Annotated in this window: 13 protein-coding genes; 4 read left to right on the forward strand and 9 right to left on the reverse strand. The window is 64.0% G+C overall.

The window, feature by feature from the left end:
• The first annotated feature begins 9 nt into the window (after window positions 1–9).
• The 4 genes from NKI58_RS10395 to NKI58_RS10410 all read left to right on the forward strand — a co-directional run bounded on the left by NKI58_RS10395 (window position 10) and on the right by NKI58_RS10410 (window position 4,658).
• Window positions 10–1,074, forward strand: coding sequence for an ABC transporter ATP-binding protein (locus NKI58_RS10395; RefSeq protein ID WP_352576160.1), 1,065 nt, complete (start codon window positions 10–12; stop codon window positions 1,072–1,074).
• 176 nt (window positions 1,075–1,250) lie between these two features.
• Window positions 1,251–2,801 carry a cation:proton antiporter gene (locus NKI58_RS10400; RefSeq protein WP_352620344.1) on the forward strand — a complete coding sequence of 517 codons (1,551 nt, stop codon included), beginning with the start codon at window positions 1,251–1,253 and terminating at the stop codon, window positions 2,799–2,801.
• A gap of 89 nt (window positions 2,802–2,890) precedes the next feature.
• A complete protein-coding gene (locus tag NKI58_RS10405; protein WP_352690468.1) occupies window positions 2,891–3,805 on the forward strand; it encodes an endonuclease/exonuclease/phosphatase family protein in 915 nt (304 codons plus the stop codon).
• Between the two features lie 7 nt (window positions 3,806–3,812).
• Complete coding sequence (locus NKI58_RS10410; protein WP_023675361.1) at window positions 3,813–4,658, forward strand: EamA family transporter; 846 nt, start codon at window positions 3,813–3,815, stop codon at window positions 4,656–4,658.
• Here the strand turns inward: NKI58_RS10410 and NKI58_RS10415 are convergent, their stop codons facing one another.
• From NKI58_RS10415 to NKI58_RS10455, 9 genes are all read right to left on the reverse strand, one after another.
• The gene (locus tag NKI58_RS10415; protein ID WP_352690471.1) at window positions 4,659–4,967 is read right to left on the reverse strand and encodes a Dabb family protein; all 309 of its coding nucleotides are present in this window, start codon (window positions 4,965–4,967) and stop codon (window positions 4,659–4,661) included.
• Between the two features lie 10 nt (window positions 4,968–4,977).
• Complete coding sequence (locus NKI58_RS10420) at window positions 4,978–6,606, reverse strand: GMC family oxidoreductase (RefSeq protein WP_352785613.1); 1,629 nt, start codon at window positions 6,604–6,606, stop codon at window positions 4,978–4,980.
• Window positions 6,607–6,618: 12 nt separating this feature from the next.
• A complete protein-coding gene (locus NKI58_RS10425; protein ID WP_352785616.1) occupies window positions 6,619–7,380 on the reverse strand; it encodes a 3-ketoacyl-ACP reductase in 762 nt (253 codons plus the stop codon).
• A complete protein-coding gene (locus NKI58_RS10430) occupies window positions 7,377–8,891 on the reverse strand; it encodes a GMC oxidoreductase (RefSeq protein ID WP_352785619.1) in 1,515 nt (504 codons plus the stop codon). Before NKI58_RS10430 ends, NKI58_RS10425 begins: the two co-directional genes overlap by 4 nt.
• Window positions 8,892–8,896: 5 nt before the next feature.
• A complete protein-coding gene (locus NKI58_RS10435; protein WP_023675366.1) occupies window positions 8,897–10,012 on the reverse strand; it encodes an ABC transporter ATP-binding protein in 1,116 nt (371 codons plus the stop codon).
• A gap of 4 nt (window positions 10,013–10,016) precedes the next feature.
• Window positions 10,017–10,961, reverse strand: a complete 945-nt coding sequence (locus NKI58_RS10440; protein WP_023675367.1) for a carbohydrate ABC transporter permease — start codon at window positions 10,959–10,961, stop codon at window positions 10,017–10,019.
• Window positions 10,958–11,917 carry a carbohydrate ABC transporter permease gene (locus NKI58_RS10445; protein ID WP_023675368.1) on the reverse strand — a complete coding sequence of 320 codons (960 nt, stop codon included), beginning with the start codon at window positions 11,915–11,917 and terminating at the stop codon, window positions 10,958–10,960. Before NKI58_RS10445 ends, NKI58_RS10440 begins: the two co-directional genes overlap by 4 nt.
• A 144-nt stretch (window positions 11,918–12,061) precedes the next feature.
• A complete protein-coding gene (locus NKI58_RS10450) occupies window positions 12,062–13,315 on the reverse strand; it encodes an ABC transporter substrate-binding protein (RefSeq protein WP_031194023.1) in 1,254 nt (417 codons plus the stop codon).
• A gap of 59 nt (window positions 13,316–13,374) precedes the next feature.
• Complete coding sequence (locus NKI58_RS10455) at window positions 13,375–14,886, reverse strand: aldehyde dehydrogenase family protein (protein ID WP_352785622.1); 1,512 nt, start codon at window positions 14,884–14,886, stop codon at window positions 13,375–13,377.
• Window positions 14,887–14,899 lie beyond the last annotated feature (13 nt).

A 14,899-nucleotide genomic window follows, 5' to 3' on the forward strand; every position in this document is an offset into this window, starting at 1 on the left:
GAAAAAGCCATGACCGAGCCATTCCTCTCAATCCAGCATGTGCGAAAATCCTTCGGCCCCATCACCGTGGTGCAGGATTTCAACCTCGACGTCGAGCCGGGCGAATTCGTCTCCTTCCTTGGCCCGTCGGGCTGCGGCAAGACGACGGTGCTGCGCATGGTCGCCGGTTTCGAAGAGCCATCCGCCGGCAAGATCGTCGTGGCCGGCAAGGACATCACCCGGCTCAAGCCCAACCAGCGCAATGTCGGCATGGTGTTCCAGGCCTATGCGCTGTTTCCGAACCTCACCGTGGCGCAGAATATCGGCTTCGGGCTGAAGGTCGCCGGTATGCCAAAGGCCGATGCCGACAGGCGCGTTGCCGAGATGCTCGATATCATCAAGCTGCCGCAGATGGGCGACCGCTATCCCTACCAGCTTTCCGGCGGTCAGCAGCAGCGCATCGCGCTGGCGCGGGCGATTGCGCCCAAGCCGAAACTGCTGCTGCTCGACGAGCCGCTGTCGGCGCTCGACGCCAAGGTGCGCGTGTCGCTGCGTGAGGAAATCCGCTCGATCCAGAAGAAGCTCGGCATCACCACCATCTTCGTTACCCACGACCAGGAAGAAGCGCTGTCGATCTCCGACCGCATCGCCGTCATGTATGGCGGCAAGGCCGAGCAGGTCGGCACGCCGTTCGAGATCTACAACCGGCCGGCAACCAAATTCGTCGCCAATTTCGTCGGCACGCTGAACGTGCTCGAAGGCACGGTCACCGACGCCGCTTCGGGCAAGGTGCGCGTCAACTCGCAAGAGGTCTCGCTCAAGGGCAAGCTCAACGGCTCGAAATCCGGCGACACGCTGTCGCTGGCGTTGCGGCCCGAGGCGATCTCGCTCGGCCGACACCCCGGCCGCGATTCCAGCCTTTCGGGCGAAATCGCCGAGGTGCATTTCCTCGGCTCGGTCATCCGGGTTCGCGTCGGCATCGGCGGCAGCACGGTCTCGCTCGACACGTTCAACAGTCCGGCCACACCGCCGCCGGCCGTCGGCGAAAAGGCCGAGATTTCGTTCTCGTCGGGCGACCTGCTGGTGCTGCATTAGGAGAAGAGTGAATGGTGAATAGTGAATAGTGAATAGTAAGAATGCGCTTTACGCGCCGAAATTCCTCTGCAAGCAACCATTCACCATTCACCATTCACCATTCACCATTCACGAGCAGCCAAAGCCGTCGTCGTTTTTGCAGTGCCAATCGCCCGGCTTCACCGCTACGATAAGGCATGGCGCTTTTTGAACTCACCCTTGTCCTGCTTCTCATCGCGGTCGCCCTGACCGCGCTGTCGCGGCGCCTGCAGATTCCCTATCCGTCATTGCTGGCGCTGGCCGGCGCCGGCATCGCCTTCCTGCCGTTTGCCCCGACCATCGAGATCGACCCGGAGCTGGCGCTCGCTCTGTTCATCGCGCCGGTTCTGCTCGACGCGGCCTATGACACGTCGCTGCGCGATCTCAACCGCTACAAGGTTTCGCTCATCCTGCTGGCGCTTGGCGCCGTCATCTTCACCACCGTGACGGTCGCGCTGGTCGGCTGGACGATGGCAGGCCTGCCCATTGCCGCGGCCATAGCGCTCGGCGCGATCGTAGCGCCGCCCGATGCGGTGGCGGCGGCGGCCGTGCTCGGACAGTTTAAGGTGCCGCACCGCATCACCGCCATCCTGGAAGGCGAGAGCCTGCTCAACGACGCCACGGCGCTGCTGATCTACAGGATGTCGGTTTCCGCAGCCGCCGGCTCCATCCTGTTGAGCAGTGCCGTTCCAATGATCCTGCTGTCGACGGTCGGCAGCCTTGCCGCAGGCTATGTGCTCGGCCGGTTGTCTCTCGCCATACTCGGCCGCATCGACGACCCGGCGAGCGGCACCGTGGTGCAATTCGCCTCAACCTTCGGCGTCTGGATCCTGGCCGACAGGATAGGGCTTTCTGCCATCATCACGATCGTCGTCTATGCCATGACGATCGCACGTACATCGCCGCGCCGCATGCCGGCAAGGAATCGTGTCAGCTCCTACTCGGTCTGGGAGACGGCGGTGTTCGTGCTCAACGTGCTGGCCTTCGTTCTGATGGGCCTGCAAGCGCGGTCGATCGTCGGTCGACTTGCCGAGCAAGGGCAAAGCGAGGCGTTCGTCTTTGCCCTGGCTGTGCTGGCCGTCGTCATCGTATCACGGCTCGTCTGGGTGCTGGGCTGCGGCGCGATCCTCAGAGCGCTGGCACGTCTGGGCGACGAGGACAGGCGGAAGGACGCACCGACATTCCGCGGCGGCGTGCTCATCGGCTGGTGCGGCATGCGCGGCCTGGTGACGCTTGCGGCAGCCTTCGCCTTGCCGGCCGACTTTCCCGGCCGTGATCCGATCGTGCTCGCCGCTTTCACGGTCGTGCTCGGCACATTGGTGCTGCAAGGCGTCAGCCTGAAACCGTTGCTGCTTCTGCTCAATCTCGACCTCGACCGGACGGTCGACCGGGAGGTGGCGCAGGCGCGCGTCGCCATCATGCAGGCGGCGCTGGACGTGCTCAGCGGCAAGACATCGAGCGCGGCCGGGGCGGTGCGAGAGCAATATGCCGCCCAGCGCGCCATCGCCGAAAACCCGGAGGATGCCCAGGCGGCGACCGAGTATGACAGATTGCGTCTTTACGCCATCAAGAGCCAGCGGGATGCGCTGGAGCGTTTGCGCATCGACGGAACGATCGGCGACGAAGCCTACCACCGCCTTGAGGAAGAAATCGACTGGTCGGAACTGGCAGCATCCCCGCCCGGTCGGTTCCAGCCGCTGACCACTTAGCATCTGGCCCAAGCTCCCTCCGCCCGGCTGCACATTGCAAGGCTGTCAGCGAACGGCTACTGCCAGCAGGAAACTGAGCCGGATAAGCAATGAAGCTGGTCAGCTATAACATCCAGTACGGCTTCGGCAGCGATGGCCGCTACGACCTGGCGCGTTGTGCCAAGGTCGTGGCCGGCGCCGACATCGTCGCCTTGCAGGAGGTGGAACGGCACTGGTTGCGCAGCAACGAGGACGACCAGCCGGAACTTCTTTCGCAATTGCTGCCCGACTATCATTGGGTCTACGGGCCGGCCTTCGACATGGATGCCAGCCACCGGCGTGAAGGCCGCATCGTCAACCGGCGGCGGCAATTCGGCACCATGGTTCTGTCTAAGCTTCCGATCGTCTGGTCGCGGCTGCATACGCTGCCGCTCAGGCGCACGCTGCGGCCGCTCAACACCCGCAATGCCGCACTCGAATGCATGATCCGCACCCCTGCCGGTCCGGTGCGGGTGCTGTCGTTGCATCTGGCGCATATCGCGGCCGAGGAGCGGCTGGAGCAGATCGACTATTTGCTGGCCGAGCATCGCCGCGCGCCGTCCGAGGGCGGCCCATGGAGCGGCGCCGACGACGAGCCGGCGCGCAACTGGAGCAATGGCGAACAGGAGCCAGAAAACCCCGTAGCGGCGATCTGGTTGGGCGACTTCAACATGGAGCCGGATAGCGCCGAGTACCGGCGCATTGTCGGCAGCGCGCCCTATCATCGCGGTGCCGCCTATCTCGACGGTTTTGTCGATGCCGCCGCCGTCGCAATGGAACCGACAGCGGATTTCCACACCCATGTGAAGACTATCGATGGCAGGCTGGCAAAGCGCCGGCTCGACCATTGCTTCGTCGGCGGCATGTTTGCCGGGCGCGTGCGCTCGGTCAGCGCCGATATCGACCAAATCGCTTCCGACCATTTTCCGCTCTGGGTCGATATCGACCTGGAGACGCCGATCGTCATCGGGACGGGCGGCGGATGAACCGCCGATGAGCCTGTTTGTCTTTTTCGCGGTGCTCGCCGCCGCTTCCATGCATGCGATCTGGAACGCGCTGGTCAAGGTCCATCTCGACCGTTTCCTGTCGATCACACTGATGACGCTCGGCATGGGTGCCGCTGCGCTGGTGACGTTGCCTTTCGTCGAGGTGCCGAAGCCGGAAGTGTGGCCATACATCCTCGCCTCGGTTGTCTTCCACATGGGCTACAGGACGTTCCTGATCGGCGCCTACAAGGCCGGCGATTTCGCCCAGACCTATCCGCTGGCGCGCGGCACCGCGCCATTGCTGGCCGCTTTGGGGGGCGTTGTGGTGGTTGCCGAGATGCCGGCGCCGCTCGCCATTCTCGGCATCCTCTTGTTGTCGGCGGGCACGCTGGTGCTGTCGTTTCGCGGCGGCGCGCATCTGGAGAAATTGAACCTGCGCGCCGTCGGCTTCGCGCTGGGCACATCGATCTTCATCGCCAGCTACACGCTGTCGGACGGCAGCGGCGCGCGGCTGGCCGCCACCGCGTCGAGTTATGCCGCCTGGCTGTTCGTCTGCGATGCGCTGTGGGCGCTGGTGCTATGCGTCGTCTTTCGCGGCCCACAGGCGCTGCCGGTGCTGGCGCGCGACTGGAAGGCCGGAATCTACACCGGCGTGCTCAGCGGCGGCGCCTACTGGATCGTGATGTGGGCGATGACCAAGGCGCCGATCGCCTCGGTGGCGTCGCTGCGCGAAACATCGATCCTGTTCGCCATGATGATCTCGGTGTTCGCGCTCGGCGAGAAGATGACGGCATGGCGAGGTGCCGCGGTGCTTAGCATCGTTGCCGGCGTCGTTGCGCTGAGAATGGGATAGTCACGCGATCTCCAGGTCAAACACCATCAGCCCGTCGGTGCCTTCGAGCGCCGCGACCAGTTTTGCGCCGGCTCGCTGATGCGCTTCATGCTCCAGATAGGCATCGCGTGCCGCAGCGTCGCGAAAGTCGATGGTGAAGCCGTGCGTGAAGCCGCGGGCGAAGGGTTCCGGGCTGGTATTGGCGCTGAATTCGACCCTGCCCATGCCGTCGATCACCGCCCGCAACGCTTCGAGATCGGCATGGATTGCCGCGCGCTCGGCGTCGGCGACATCGTTGCGAAATCTGACGAAGACACAGTGCCTGATCATTCTTTGTCCCTCATGCCGCTTGGTTGGTGGAAAACACCGCCGGCGGCAGCGGCTCGCGGCCAAGGATCAGATCGGCGCCTTTTTCGCCAACCATGATCGTCGGGGCATTGGTGTTGGAGGAGGGGATGCGCGGCATCACCGAGGCGTCGCAGACGCGCAGGCCCTCGATACCGCGCAGCCTGAGATCTGGCGTCACCACGCTCATTGCATCGTAGCCCATGCGGCAGGTGCCGACCGGGTGGTGGTCGGTCTTGGAACTGCGGCAGGCGTAGTCGAACAGCTCGTCGCCGCTCTGCAGGTCGGGTCCCGGCAATATCTCGCGCAGCACATAGGGCTGCAGCGCCTTCTGCCGCATGATCTCGCGCGCCAGCCTCAGCCCCTTGATCGACATGTCGCGGTCATAGGGATCGGACCAATAGTTCGGATCGATCAGCGGGCGGTCGGCCGGGTCGGCACTGTTCAGCCGCACGGTGCCGCGCGAGCGCGGGCGCAGGAAGGCCGAGTTCAATGTCACGCCCGGATTGTTCAGCTTCTCGACGCCGGCCTCGATGCCGGAGCCGAGGCCGAGATGCAGCTGGATGTCGGGAGAGGCGGCGGTCGGATCGGCGTACCAGAAGCCGCCGGTCTCGAACAGGCTGGAGGCTACCGGGCCTTTCTTCAGGAGCAGATACTGCAGGCCGGCCCAAGCCGTCCAGTGCAGCTTGGCGTAGTTGTCGTAGGTGTGATCGCCGGTGCATTCGGCGATGACGAACAGGTCGAGATGATCCTGCAGGTTGGAGCCGACGCCGGGCAGATCGTGCACCGGTGTCACGCCGACCGCCTTCAGATGGTCGGCCGGGCCGATGCCCGACTGCATCAGAAGCTTCGGCGAGCCGATAGCGCCGGACGAGACGATCACCTCGCGCTCGGCGCGCAGGATCGTTGGCTGGCCGCCCGGCCTGTCGACGATCTCGACGCCGACGGCGCGGCCCTTGTCGACGACGATGCGTGTCACCAGAACGCCGGTCCTGATGGTGAGATTCTTGCGCTCGCGGATCGGCCTGAGATAGGCGACCGAGGCGGAGGAGCGCTTCGCGTCCTTCTGCGTCAATTGGTAATAGCCGACGCCCTCCTGGCTGGCGCCGTTGAAGTCGGGATTGAAGGGGATGCCCATCTCTTGTCCGGCCCGGAAATAGGCCTCGCAGATCGGCAATGGTGCAATCGGGTTCGACACGCCGAGCGGGCCCTGGTCGCCGTGAAAATCGTTGGCGTAACGCTGGTTGTTCTCGGCGCGCTTGAAGTAGGGCAACACATCGCGATAGCCCCAGCCGGCAAGGCCTTCTTCCTTCTCCCAGGCGTCGTAGTCGCGGGCGTTGCCGCGCGTGTAGATCTGGGCATTGATCGAAGAGCCGCCACCGATCACCTTGGCCTGCGTGTATCGGAAGACACGGTCCTGCATGTGCTTTTGCGGCACCGTCGACCAGCCCCAGGCGGCGATGCCCTTGGTCATCTTGGCAAAACCGGCCGGCATGTGGATCAGCGGATGCCAGTCCTTGCCGCCGGCTTCGAGCAGCAGCACCTGATGCGACGGATCATCGCTCAACCGGTTGGCGAGTACGCACCCGGCCGGGCCGGCGCCGACGATTATGTAGTCCGTCATGGCGTCACCTGTTCATAGCCTCGGCACCGACAGCGCGCCGTCGACATTGATGACCGAGCCGGTCGAAAAGCCGAACTTGCCACCGGCGAGTGCTGCCACGGCGGCACCGATATCTTCGCTCTCGCCCCAGCGCATCGCCGGCACCAGCCCGCCGTCGATCAGCCCGTCATATTTGGCGGTCACACCCGCGGTCATATCGGTGCGGATGATGCCCGGGCGCACCTCGAACACTGCGATGTTTTCGGTGGCAAGCCGCAGCGCCAGGTTCTTCACCCACATCGAAAGCCCAGCCTTGGAGATGCAGTAATCGGAACGTTCCGGCGAGGCCATGGCGGCGCTGACCGAGGTGATGGTGATGATCGATCTCGCACCATCGCTTGGCAGGCCGAGCATCGCTTTGGCGACGGCCTGGCTGAGGAATACGGTGCCGCGCAGATTGATGCCGAGCACCCGGTCGAAATTTTCGGGCTTGAGCTCGAGCAGATCGCCGCGCAGGACGGCGCCGATGCCGGCATTGTTGACCAGGCAGTCGATGCGGCCGAAGGCGCTTGTCGCGGCATCAATCAGCGCTGCGTGGCCGTCGAGGTCGGCGATGTCGCTGCTGGCATAGGCGAACTTCGCGCCGCGCCCGGTGATGTCGGCGGCGAGCCCGTCGGCGGCTTCGTCGGCAAGGTCTGAGAGGAGGATGTCGAAGCCTGCGTCGGCCAGCGCCCCGGCGCAAGCAAGGCCGATCCCGCGCGCGCCGCCGGTGACGATCGCTGCCGGGCGGCTCATGTTGCAAGCTCCGTCTTGCGGATATGATCGGCGACGCGCAGCGCCTGTGCGGCGATCGACAGCGCCGGATTGACGGCGGCCGAATTCGGCAGGAAGCCGGCATCGACGACGAACAAATTGCTGTGGTCGAAGGAGCGGCAGAACGGATCCAGCGGCGAGGTCGCCGGATCGTTGCCCATCTTCACCGTGCCGCACTGATGTGAGGGCGTGCGCTTGTCAAACGGACGCGACAGGACGATCGGATAGCCGCAGGCGCGGAAATTCTCGCGCATCACCTTGGTCAGTCCGTCGAGCGACTGCATGTTGGAGCGCCGCCACTGCATGACGATGTCCTTGCCGTCGACCATGATGCGGCTCTCGGGATCGGGCAGGTCCTCGCACATCAGATACCAGTCGACGGCGTGGCCGGCCATGAAATCGAGCGCGAATTTGGGCGCGCGCCTGACATTGGCCTTGAGGATGTTGCCGTCGATCTTGCCGAGGAGCTGGACATTGCCGAGCGGCTTGCCGCCCTTGCCGTCGGACAGATAATAATCGTTCAGCATCAGCGTCTTCTGGTAGACGGATCTGTTCCGGCGGCGTGGATCGATCGCCAGCATGGCGCTCGAATTGTGGTTCATGAAGTTGCGGCCGACCTGGTCGGAGCGGTTGGCCAGGCCTTTGCCGCCGCCTCTGCCCTGAGGGGTGGGCGAGCGCAGCAGGATGGCGGCGGAATTGACTGCGCCGGCCGATAGGATGACCAGCTTCGGCGCGACTTTCTTCAGCGTACCGTTCTGTCGATAATGGACGGCGATGATCGTCCTCGCATCCGGCGATGCCTCGAGATATTCGACATGGGCGCCGGTCTCGAGCTTGATCTTCTGGTCGGCAAGGGCGGCGGCCAGCGGTCCCGTTTGGGCGTCGACCTTGCCGACGCCGGTGTTGGGAAACGCGTCCCACGGCGTGCTGCCGTCTTTCAGCCAGGCTTCGATGTCGACGCCGAGCGGCAGCGATGCCGGGTGCAGGCCGAGGCTCCTAAGCTCGGCGCGGGCGCGCGCGATCGGCGGCTCGTCGGGTACCGGCCCGAAAGGGTAGGGCATCGAGTGGAACGGCTCGGTCGGGTCTTCACCCAGCGCACCGCGCACGCGGAACAGCTGCTCGGCCCTGGAATACCAGGGTTCGAATTCCTCATAGGAAAACGGCCAGGCCGGCGAGACGCCGCCATAGTGCTCCATCTCCGAAAAGTCTTGCCTGCGGTAGCGGATCAGCACCGCGCCGTAGAATTTCGAATTGCCGCCGACATAGTAGTAATTGCCCGGGTTGAAAGGCGCTCCGCCGGCCTCGAGCCACATCTCCTTCGGCCGATAATGGCCGTCGACGAAGATCGCGCGGGTGTCGCGTGTGTGCGACGTTGCTGGCAGTGGATCGCCGCGCTCCAGCATCAGGATCGAGGCGCCACCGCCGGCAAGGCCGGAGGCGATCGTGGCGCCGCCTATGCCGGAGCCGATGATGACGATGTCGGGATTTGTCATGGCGGTCAGACGATGCGTTTCTCGGTCGCCGGATCGAAGAACACCGCCTTGGTCAGGTTGAAGGCGAGCGGCGTGACCGTGCCGGGCTGGATTTTGGCATCGGCGCGCAGCCGCGCCACCACCGCCTTGCCGCCGAGATTGGTGACCGCGAACGTATCCGAGCCGGCCGGCTCGATGACCTCGATGTGACAGTCGGCGCGGGCGATGTTCGAGGCATTGCGTTCGGCACCCTCGGGATCGGTCAGTGCTTCCGGGCGGACGCCGAAGATGATCGGTTTTCCCTGGAATGCCGACAGGCCGGCCGGCGCATTGCCCAGCGGCAGCGAGATCGGCTGGCGCGCCTCGCGCTCCATGACGACGGAGAAGCCGCTGCCGTTGCTGCCGATCGTCGCCGGGATCAGGTTCATCGCCGGCGAGCCCATGAAGTCGGCAACAAACAGGTTGACCGGATTGTTATAGATTTCGGCTGGCGTGCCGAACTGCTGCACCTCGCCGTCGCGCATCACCGCGATCTTGGTGGCCAGCGTCATCGCTTCGATCTGGTCGTGGGTGACGTAGACGATGGTGGTGCCGGTGGTGGCGTGCAGGCGCTTGATCTCGATGCGCATGTCGACACGCAGCTTGGCATCGAGATTGGACAAAGGCTCGTCGAACAGGAACAGCTTTGGATCGCGCACCAGCGCCCGGCCCATGGCGACGCGCTGGCGCTGGCCGCCGGAGAGCTGGCTTGGCTTGCGCTTCAGCAAATGGCCGATCTGCAGGACCTTCGCCACCTTGTCGATCGCCTTCTGGCGCTCGCCGGCCGGCACGCCGCGCATCTCCATGCCGAAGGCGATATTGCCGGCAACCGTCATGTTCGGATAGAGCGCGTAGCTCTGGAAGACCATGGCGATGTCGCGCTTGGAAGGGTGGAGATCGTTGATCGTGCGTCCGTCGACGCGGATTTCCCCTTCGGTGATGGTTTCCAGGCCGGCAATAGTGTTGAGCAGCGTGGACTTGCCGCAACCGGAAGGCCCGACCAGCACGAGGAAGCCGCCCTTTTCCAGGTCGAGGTCGATGCCTTTCAGGATCTCGACCGCTCCGAAACGCTTCTTCAGCCCGTCAATTTCCAGAAAAGCCATGCGATTATCCTTTGACGGCGCCGGCCATCAGGCCGCGCACGAAATAGCGGCCGGCGAGCACGTAGACGAGGAGCGTCGGCAGCGCGGCGATCATCGCCGCCGCCATGTTGACGTTGTATTCGACGACGCCGGTCGAGGTGTTGACGACATTGTTCAGCGCCACCGTCATCGGCATCACGTCGCCTGAGCCGGCATAGGCGGAAGCGAAGAGGAAGTCGTTCCAGATGTTGGTGAACTGGTAGATCACCGTCACCACGATGATCGGCAGCGAGTTGGGCAGCATGATGCGCCGGAAGATCTGGAAGAAGCTGGCGCCGTCGATCTGCGCCGCCTTCACCAGCTCGTTCGGAAACGCTTCGTAATAATTGCGGAAGAACAGGGTGGTGAAGCCGATGCCGTAGACGACATGAACGAACACCAGGTTCACGGTCGGATTGCCGAAGCCGAAGGTGAGGCCGGTCGCGTTCTGCAGCTTGACGCCGAACCGGCCGAGGCTGCCGAGGATCGTTGCCATCGGCAAGAGGACGGACTGGAACGGAATGAAGCAGGCAAACAGCATCAGCCCGAACACCAGCGTCGCCCCGCGAAAGCGCCACTTCGTCAGCACATAGCCGTTGAGCGCGCCGAGCAGGGTCGAGATGATGACGGCCGGAACCACCATCTTGATCGAGTTCCAGAAATAACCCTTCATGCCGACGCAGGTGAGACCCGAGCAAACCTCGCTCCACGCCCTTATCCAAGGTGCGAAGGTCGGCTCCTGCGGCAGCGCCAGCATGTTGCCGTTCTGGATTTCGTCCATGGTCTTGAACGAGGTCACCAGCATGACGAACAGCGGCATCAGATAGAACAGCGCGAACAGCGCCAGCAGCCCGTAGATGACAATACGGTTGACCGTCCTGGCGCTGATACCGCCAGTGCTCTGGCGAGCAGGCGTGGCCACGGCGCTCATCGCGGCTTCTCCCGAAGCTCGGAATAGAGATAGGGAACGATGATCGCGGTGATGGTCATCAGCATGATCACGGCGCTGGCCGAGCCGACGGCCATCTCGTTGCGCTTGAAGGTGTACTCATACATGAAGTTGGACGGCAGCCAGGCCGAACCGCCCGGCCCGCCGCTGGTCAGCGCGACCACCAGATCGTAGGATTTGATGGCGAGATGCGCGAGGACGATCAAGGCGGACAGGAAGATCGGCCGCAGCAGCGGGATGACGATGCGACGGTAGAGCTGGAAGGTGGTGGCGCCGTCGATCTGCGCCGCCTTCAGGATCTCGCCGTCGATGCCGCGCAGGCCGGCCAGGAACATCGCCATGATGAAGCCCGACGCCTGCCAGACGCCGGCGATGACCACCGTGTAGATGACGAAATCCTTGTTCTTGATCCAGTCGAAATGGAAGCTCGTCCAGCCCCATTGGTGCAGCGTCTGCTCGAGGCCGAGGCCGGGGTCCAGAAACCATTTCCAGGCAACGCCGGTGACGATGAACGACAGTGCCATCGGGTAGAGGTAGATCGGCCGCAGCACACCTTCGCCGCGGATCTTCTGGTCGAGCAGGATCGCTAGGAACAGGCCGAGCGCCAGGCAGATGGAAATATAGAGGAAGCCGAAAATCCCCATATTGGTGATCGACGTGTACCAGGAGGACGGCGGATCGCTTTCGAAAGTCCAGCGCCATAGCCGCTGATAGGCGCGTGGCCCGGTGATCGCATAGGAGGGAAAGGTCTTGGAATTGGTGAAGGACAGATAGATCGTCCACAGGATGAAGCCGTAGACGAAGACGATAGTGGCGGCGAAGCTCGGCGCCAGCACGAGCTTCGGCAGCGCGTCCTGAAGGCGCGAGCGCACCGTGGCGCCCGGACGGGCATCGTGCTCCGGCGTCAGCGTGATACTGGTTTCAGCAACTGTGCTCATCTGTCCATTCCGTATGGCGGGTCCGGAATTCTGCTGTCTCGGGCTCTGCGGCACGAAAGCGTGCCGGTCGGCGCAACCGCAAAACCTCGCCGCAGGGGATCTCCCCGGCTTGCGCCGGGGAGATCATTCACATGGGCGGGTGCCTTACTTGGCGTCTTCGATCGCGCTGACCAGTTGGGTCACGGCCTCGTCTGAGGTCTTGATCTGGCCGTGGACGAATTTCGAGACGACATCCTTGTAGGCGTTGGCAACCGCGGGAGGCGCGCCATAGCCCTGCGCCAGCGAACCGAACAGCGTGCCGCCTTCATTGGCGGCCTTCAGGTCGGCCATGCCCTTCTTGCCGCAAGCGTCGAAATCGGTGTCCGGCACGTCGGTGCGGGCCGGAACAGAGCCCTTGACGACGTTGAAGGCCGACTGGAAGCTCTTCGACAGCGTGGCGGTGGCCAGGGCGATCTGGGCGGCCTTGCGGTCCTCCGGAACGTTGAACATGCCGAACATGTCGGAGTTGTAGACGACGCTGCCGTCGGTGCCCGGGAAGCGGTAGCACAGGAAGTCGGTGCCCGGGACCTTCTTGGCGGCGTTGAATTCGCCCTTGGCCCAGTCACCCATCACCTGCACCAGCGCATCGCCCTTGATGACCATGGCGGTGGCGAGGTTCCAGTCCCGGCCCGAGAAGTTCGGGTCGACATAGGTGACGAGCTTGGCGAGATTGTCGAACGACTTCTTCATCGTGTCGGACTTCAGCGACTCCTCGTCGAGGTCGTTGAAGGCCTTCTTGTAGAACTCAGGCCCGCCGGTCGACAGCACGACTGAGTCGAACATTGTCGCTTCCTGCCAGTTCTGGCCGCCCAGCGCGAGCGGGATGACGCCCGCCGCCTTGGCTTTGTCCAGCAACGCAATGAAGTCGTCGAAGGTCTTGGGCTCGGTGCCGCCGATCTTGTCCATCACCGCCTTGTTGATCCATAGCCAGTTGACCGAGTGGACGTTGACCGGAGCCGCGACCCACTTGCCATCATAGACGGAGAATTTCTGCAGGGCCGCGGGAACGGACTTGTCCCAGCCTTCCTTTATCGCCGTCTCGGTCAGGTCGCCCATAACGCCGGCTGCGGCGTAATCGAGCACGGTATAGCCAAGCATCTGCGAGGCGGTCGGGTAGTTGCCCGCTGCCACCATCGCCTTCAGCGCGGTCATGGCAGCGTCGCCGCCGCCGCCGGCCACCGGCACGTCCTTCCAGGCAAAGCCTTCCTTGGCCAGATCCTGCTTGAGCACGTTCAGAGCGGCAGCTTCGCCGCCCGACGTCCACCAATGCAGCATCTGGACTTCCTTGACGTCCTCGGCATGGGCCGCGAACGCAACGCCCGATGCGAGAGCCGTCCCGATAAGCAGTTTGCGCAACATGTACTTCCTCCCTTGTTGAACTTACACGACCGGCGGATGCCCACCGGGTTCTTCCCAACTCAGCCGACCCACCATCCGGTGCGCTGGCCGCGATGAAACTGGATTGTCTTTTCCTCGGTATAATCCTCGACGGCGCGCTTGCCGAGTTCGCGTCCGAGACCGGACTGCTTGTAGCCGCCGAAAGGCAGCTCGGGGTAACCCTCCATGAACGTGTTCACCCAAACGGTTCCCGAACGCACATTCCGCGCCACCGACATGCAGGTATCGATGCTGGCGCTCCACACGCCCGCCGACAGACCATAGGGCGTGTTGTTGGCGATGTGCAACGCCCTTTCAATCGATTCAAAAGTCAGCACCGAGAGCACCGGACCGAACACTTCCTCGCGTGCAATGGCCATGTCTTCGGTGACATCGCGAACGATGGTCGGATCAAGATACTGGCCGGCGCCCGAAGCAAGCTGATTGCCGCCGCTACAGATCCGGCCGCCGCCGTTTTCCGCTGCCGTCACGTAGCCGGTGACCTTGGCCATATGGTCGGCGGAGATCATCGCGCCGACCTTGGTGCGGTCGTCGAGCGGGTCGCCGACAACCACCTTGGCGGTGAGGGCTTTGACGGCGCCGAGGAACTCGTCGGCGATCGCCTCATGGACGATCAGCCGGCTGCCGGCATTGCAGCATTCGCCGGCATTGAAGAAGCCGCCGAACACCGCCGCGTCGGCGGCGGCCTCGAGGTCGGCATCGGGAAAGACGATCTGGCCGTTCTTGCCGCCGAGCTCCATCGCGACTTTCTTCAGCGAGTTGGCGGCAGACGCCATGGTCATCTTGCCGACGCGGGTGGAGCCGGTGAACGACACCATCTCGACCAACGGATGGCTGACCATCGGTGCGCCGACATCGGCGCCCAACCCGGCAAGGATGTTGACGACGCCGTCCGGCAAGCCGGCCTGCATCAGTATCTCGCCGAGCACGAAAGTCGAGGCCGAGGTCATCTCGCTCGGCTTGACCACCGCCGTGCAGCCGGCGGCGAGCGCGAAGGGTAGTTTCTGGCTGACGATAAGGAACGGGAAATTCCACGGCGTGATGATGGAAACGACGCCGATCGGTTCGCGCAGCACGACGCCGAGCATGGCGTCGCCGAGATTGGCGTAGCTTTCGCCGTGAAGCGTGCGGGCAAGTGCCGCGGCATAGCGCCAGATATCGACGGCGCCGCCGATCTCGCCGCGCGCCTGCGCAATCGGCTTGCCGGATTCCAGTGCGTCGAGCCGGGCAATCTCGTCCAGCCGCGCCTCGATCAGGTCAGCAGCTTTGAGCAGGATCGCGGCGCGTTCGGCTGCCTTCATGCGCGGCCACGGGCCGGTCTCGAAGGCCTTGTGCGCGGCCTGAACCGCCGCCTCTACGTCCGCCGCGCCGGCCTGTGCATAGCGCGAGACGGTGAAGCCGTGGCCGGGGCTGCTGCGCTCCAGCGTGCGGCCGTCCTGGGCGTCGATGAACCTGCCGCCGATCAGCAGCCGGTACCTTTTCGGCGCTGCGGCTGCCTCGGCGGGCATGGCGATGTTGAGGGGTGCGTTCATGTGATTTCCAGGT

The sequence above is a fragment of the Mesorhizobium sp. M0522 genome, assembly GCF_040321085.1.
GTDB lineage: Bacteria > Pseudomonadota > Alphaproteobacteria > Rhizobiales > Rhizobiaceae > Mesorhizobium.

Excerpts from the sequence above, each read along its gene's own strand:
- NKI58_RS10455 (WP_352785622.1), bottom strand. The coding sequence starts at position 14,886 with ATGAACGCACCCCTCAACATCGCCATGCCCGCCGAGGCAGCCGCAGCG.
- NKI58_RS10450 (WP_031194023.1), bottom strand. The coding sequence starts at position 13,315 with ATGTTGCGCAAACTGCTTATCGGGACGGCTCTCGCATCGGGCGTTGCG.
- NKI58_RS10440 (WP_023675367.1), bottom strand. The coding sequence starts at position 10,961 with ATGAGCGCCGTGGCCACGCCTGCTCGCCAGAGCACTGGCGGTATCAGC.
- NKI58_RS10445 (WP_023675368.1), bottom strand. The coding sequence starts at position 11,917 with ATGAGCACAGTTGCTGAAACCAGTATCACGCTGACGCCGGAGCACGAT.
- NKI58_RS10415 (WP_352690471.1), bottom strand. The coding sequence starts at position 4,967 with ATGATCAGGCACTGTGTCTTCGTCAGATTTCGCAACGATGTCGCCGAC.
- NKI58_RS10430 (WP_352785619.1), bottom strand. The coding sequence starts at position 8,891 with ATGACAAATCCCGACATCGTCATCATCGGCTCCGGCATAGGCGGCGCC.
- NKI58_RS10420 (WP_352785613.1), bottom strand. The coding sequence starts at position 6,606 with ATGACGGACTACATAATCGTCGGCGCCGGCCCGGCCGGGTGCGTACTC.
- NKI58_RS10400 (WP_352620344.1), top strand. The coding sequence starts at position 1,251 with ATGGCGCTTTTTGAACTCACCCTTGTCCTGCTTCTCATCGCGGTCGCC.
- NKI58_RS10395 (WP_352576160.1), top strand. The coding sequence starts at position 10 with ATGACCGAGCCATTCCTCTCAATCCAGCATGTGCGAAAATCCTTCGGC.
- NKI58_RS10425 (WP_352785616.1), bottom strand. The coding sequence starts at position 7,380 with ATGAGCCGCCCGGCAGCGATCGTCACCGGCGGCGCGCGCGGGATCGGC.
- NKI58_RS10405 (WP_352690468.1), top strand. The coding sequence starts at position 2,891 with ATGAAGCTGGTCAGCTATAACATCCAGTACGGCTTCGGCAGCGATGGC.
- NKI58_RS10410 (WP_023675361.1), top strand. The coding sequence starts at position 3,813 with ATGAGCCTGTTTGTCTTTTTCGCGGTGCTCGCCGCCGCTTCCATGCAT.
- NKI58_RS10435 (WP_023675366.1), bottom strand. The coding sequence starts at position 10,012 with ATGGCTTTTCTGGAAATTGACGGGCTGAAGAAGCGTTTCGGAGCGGTC.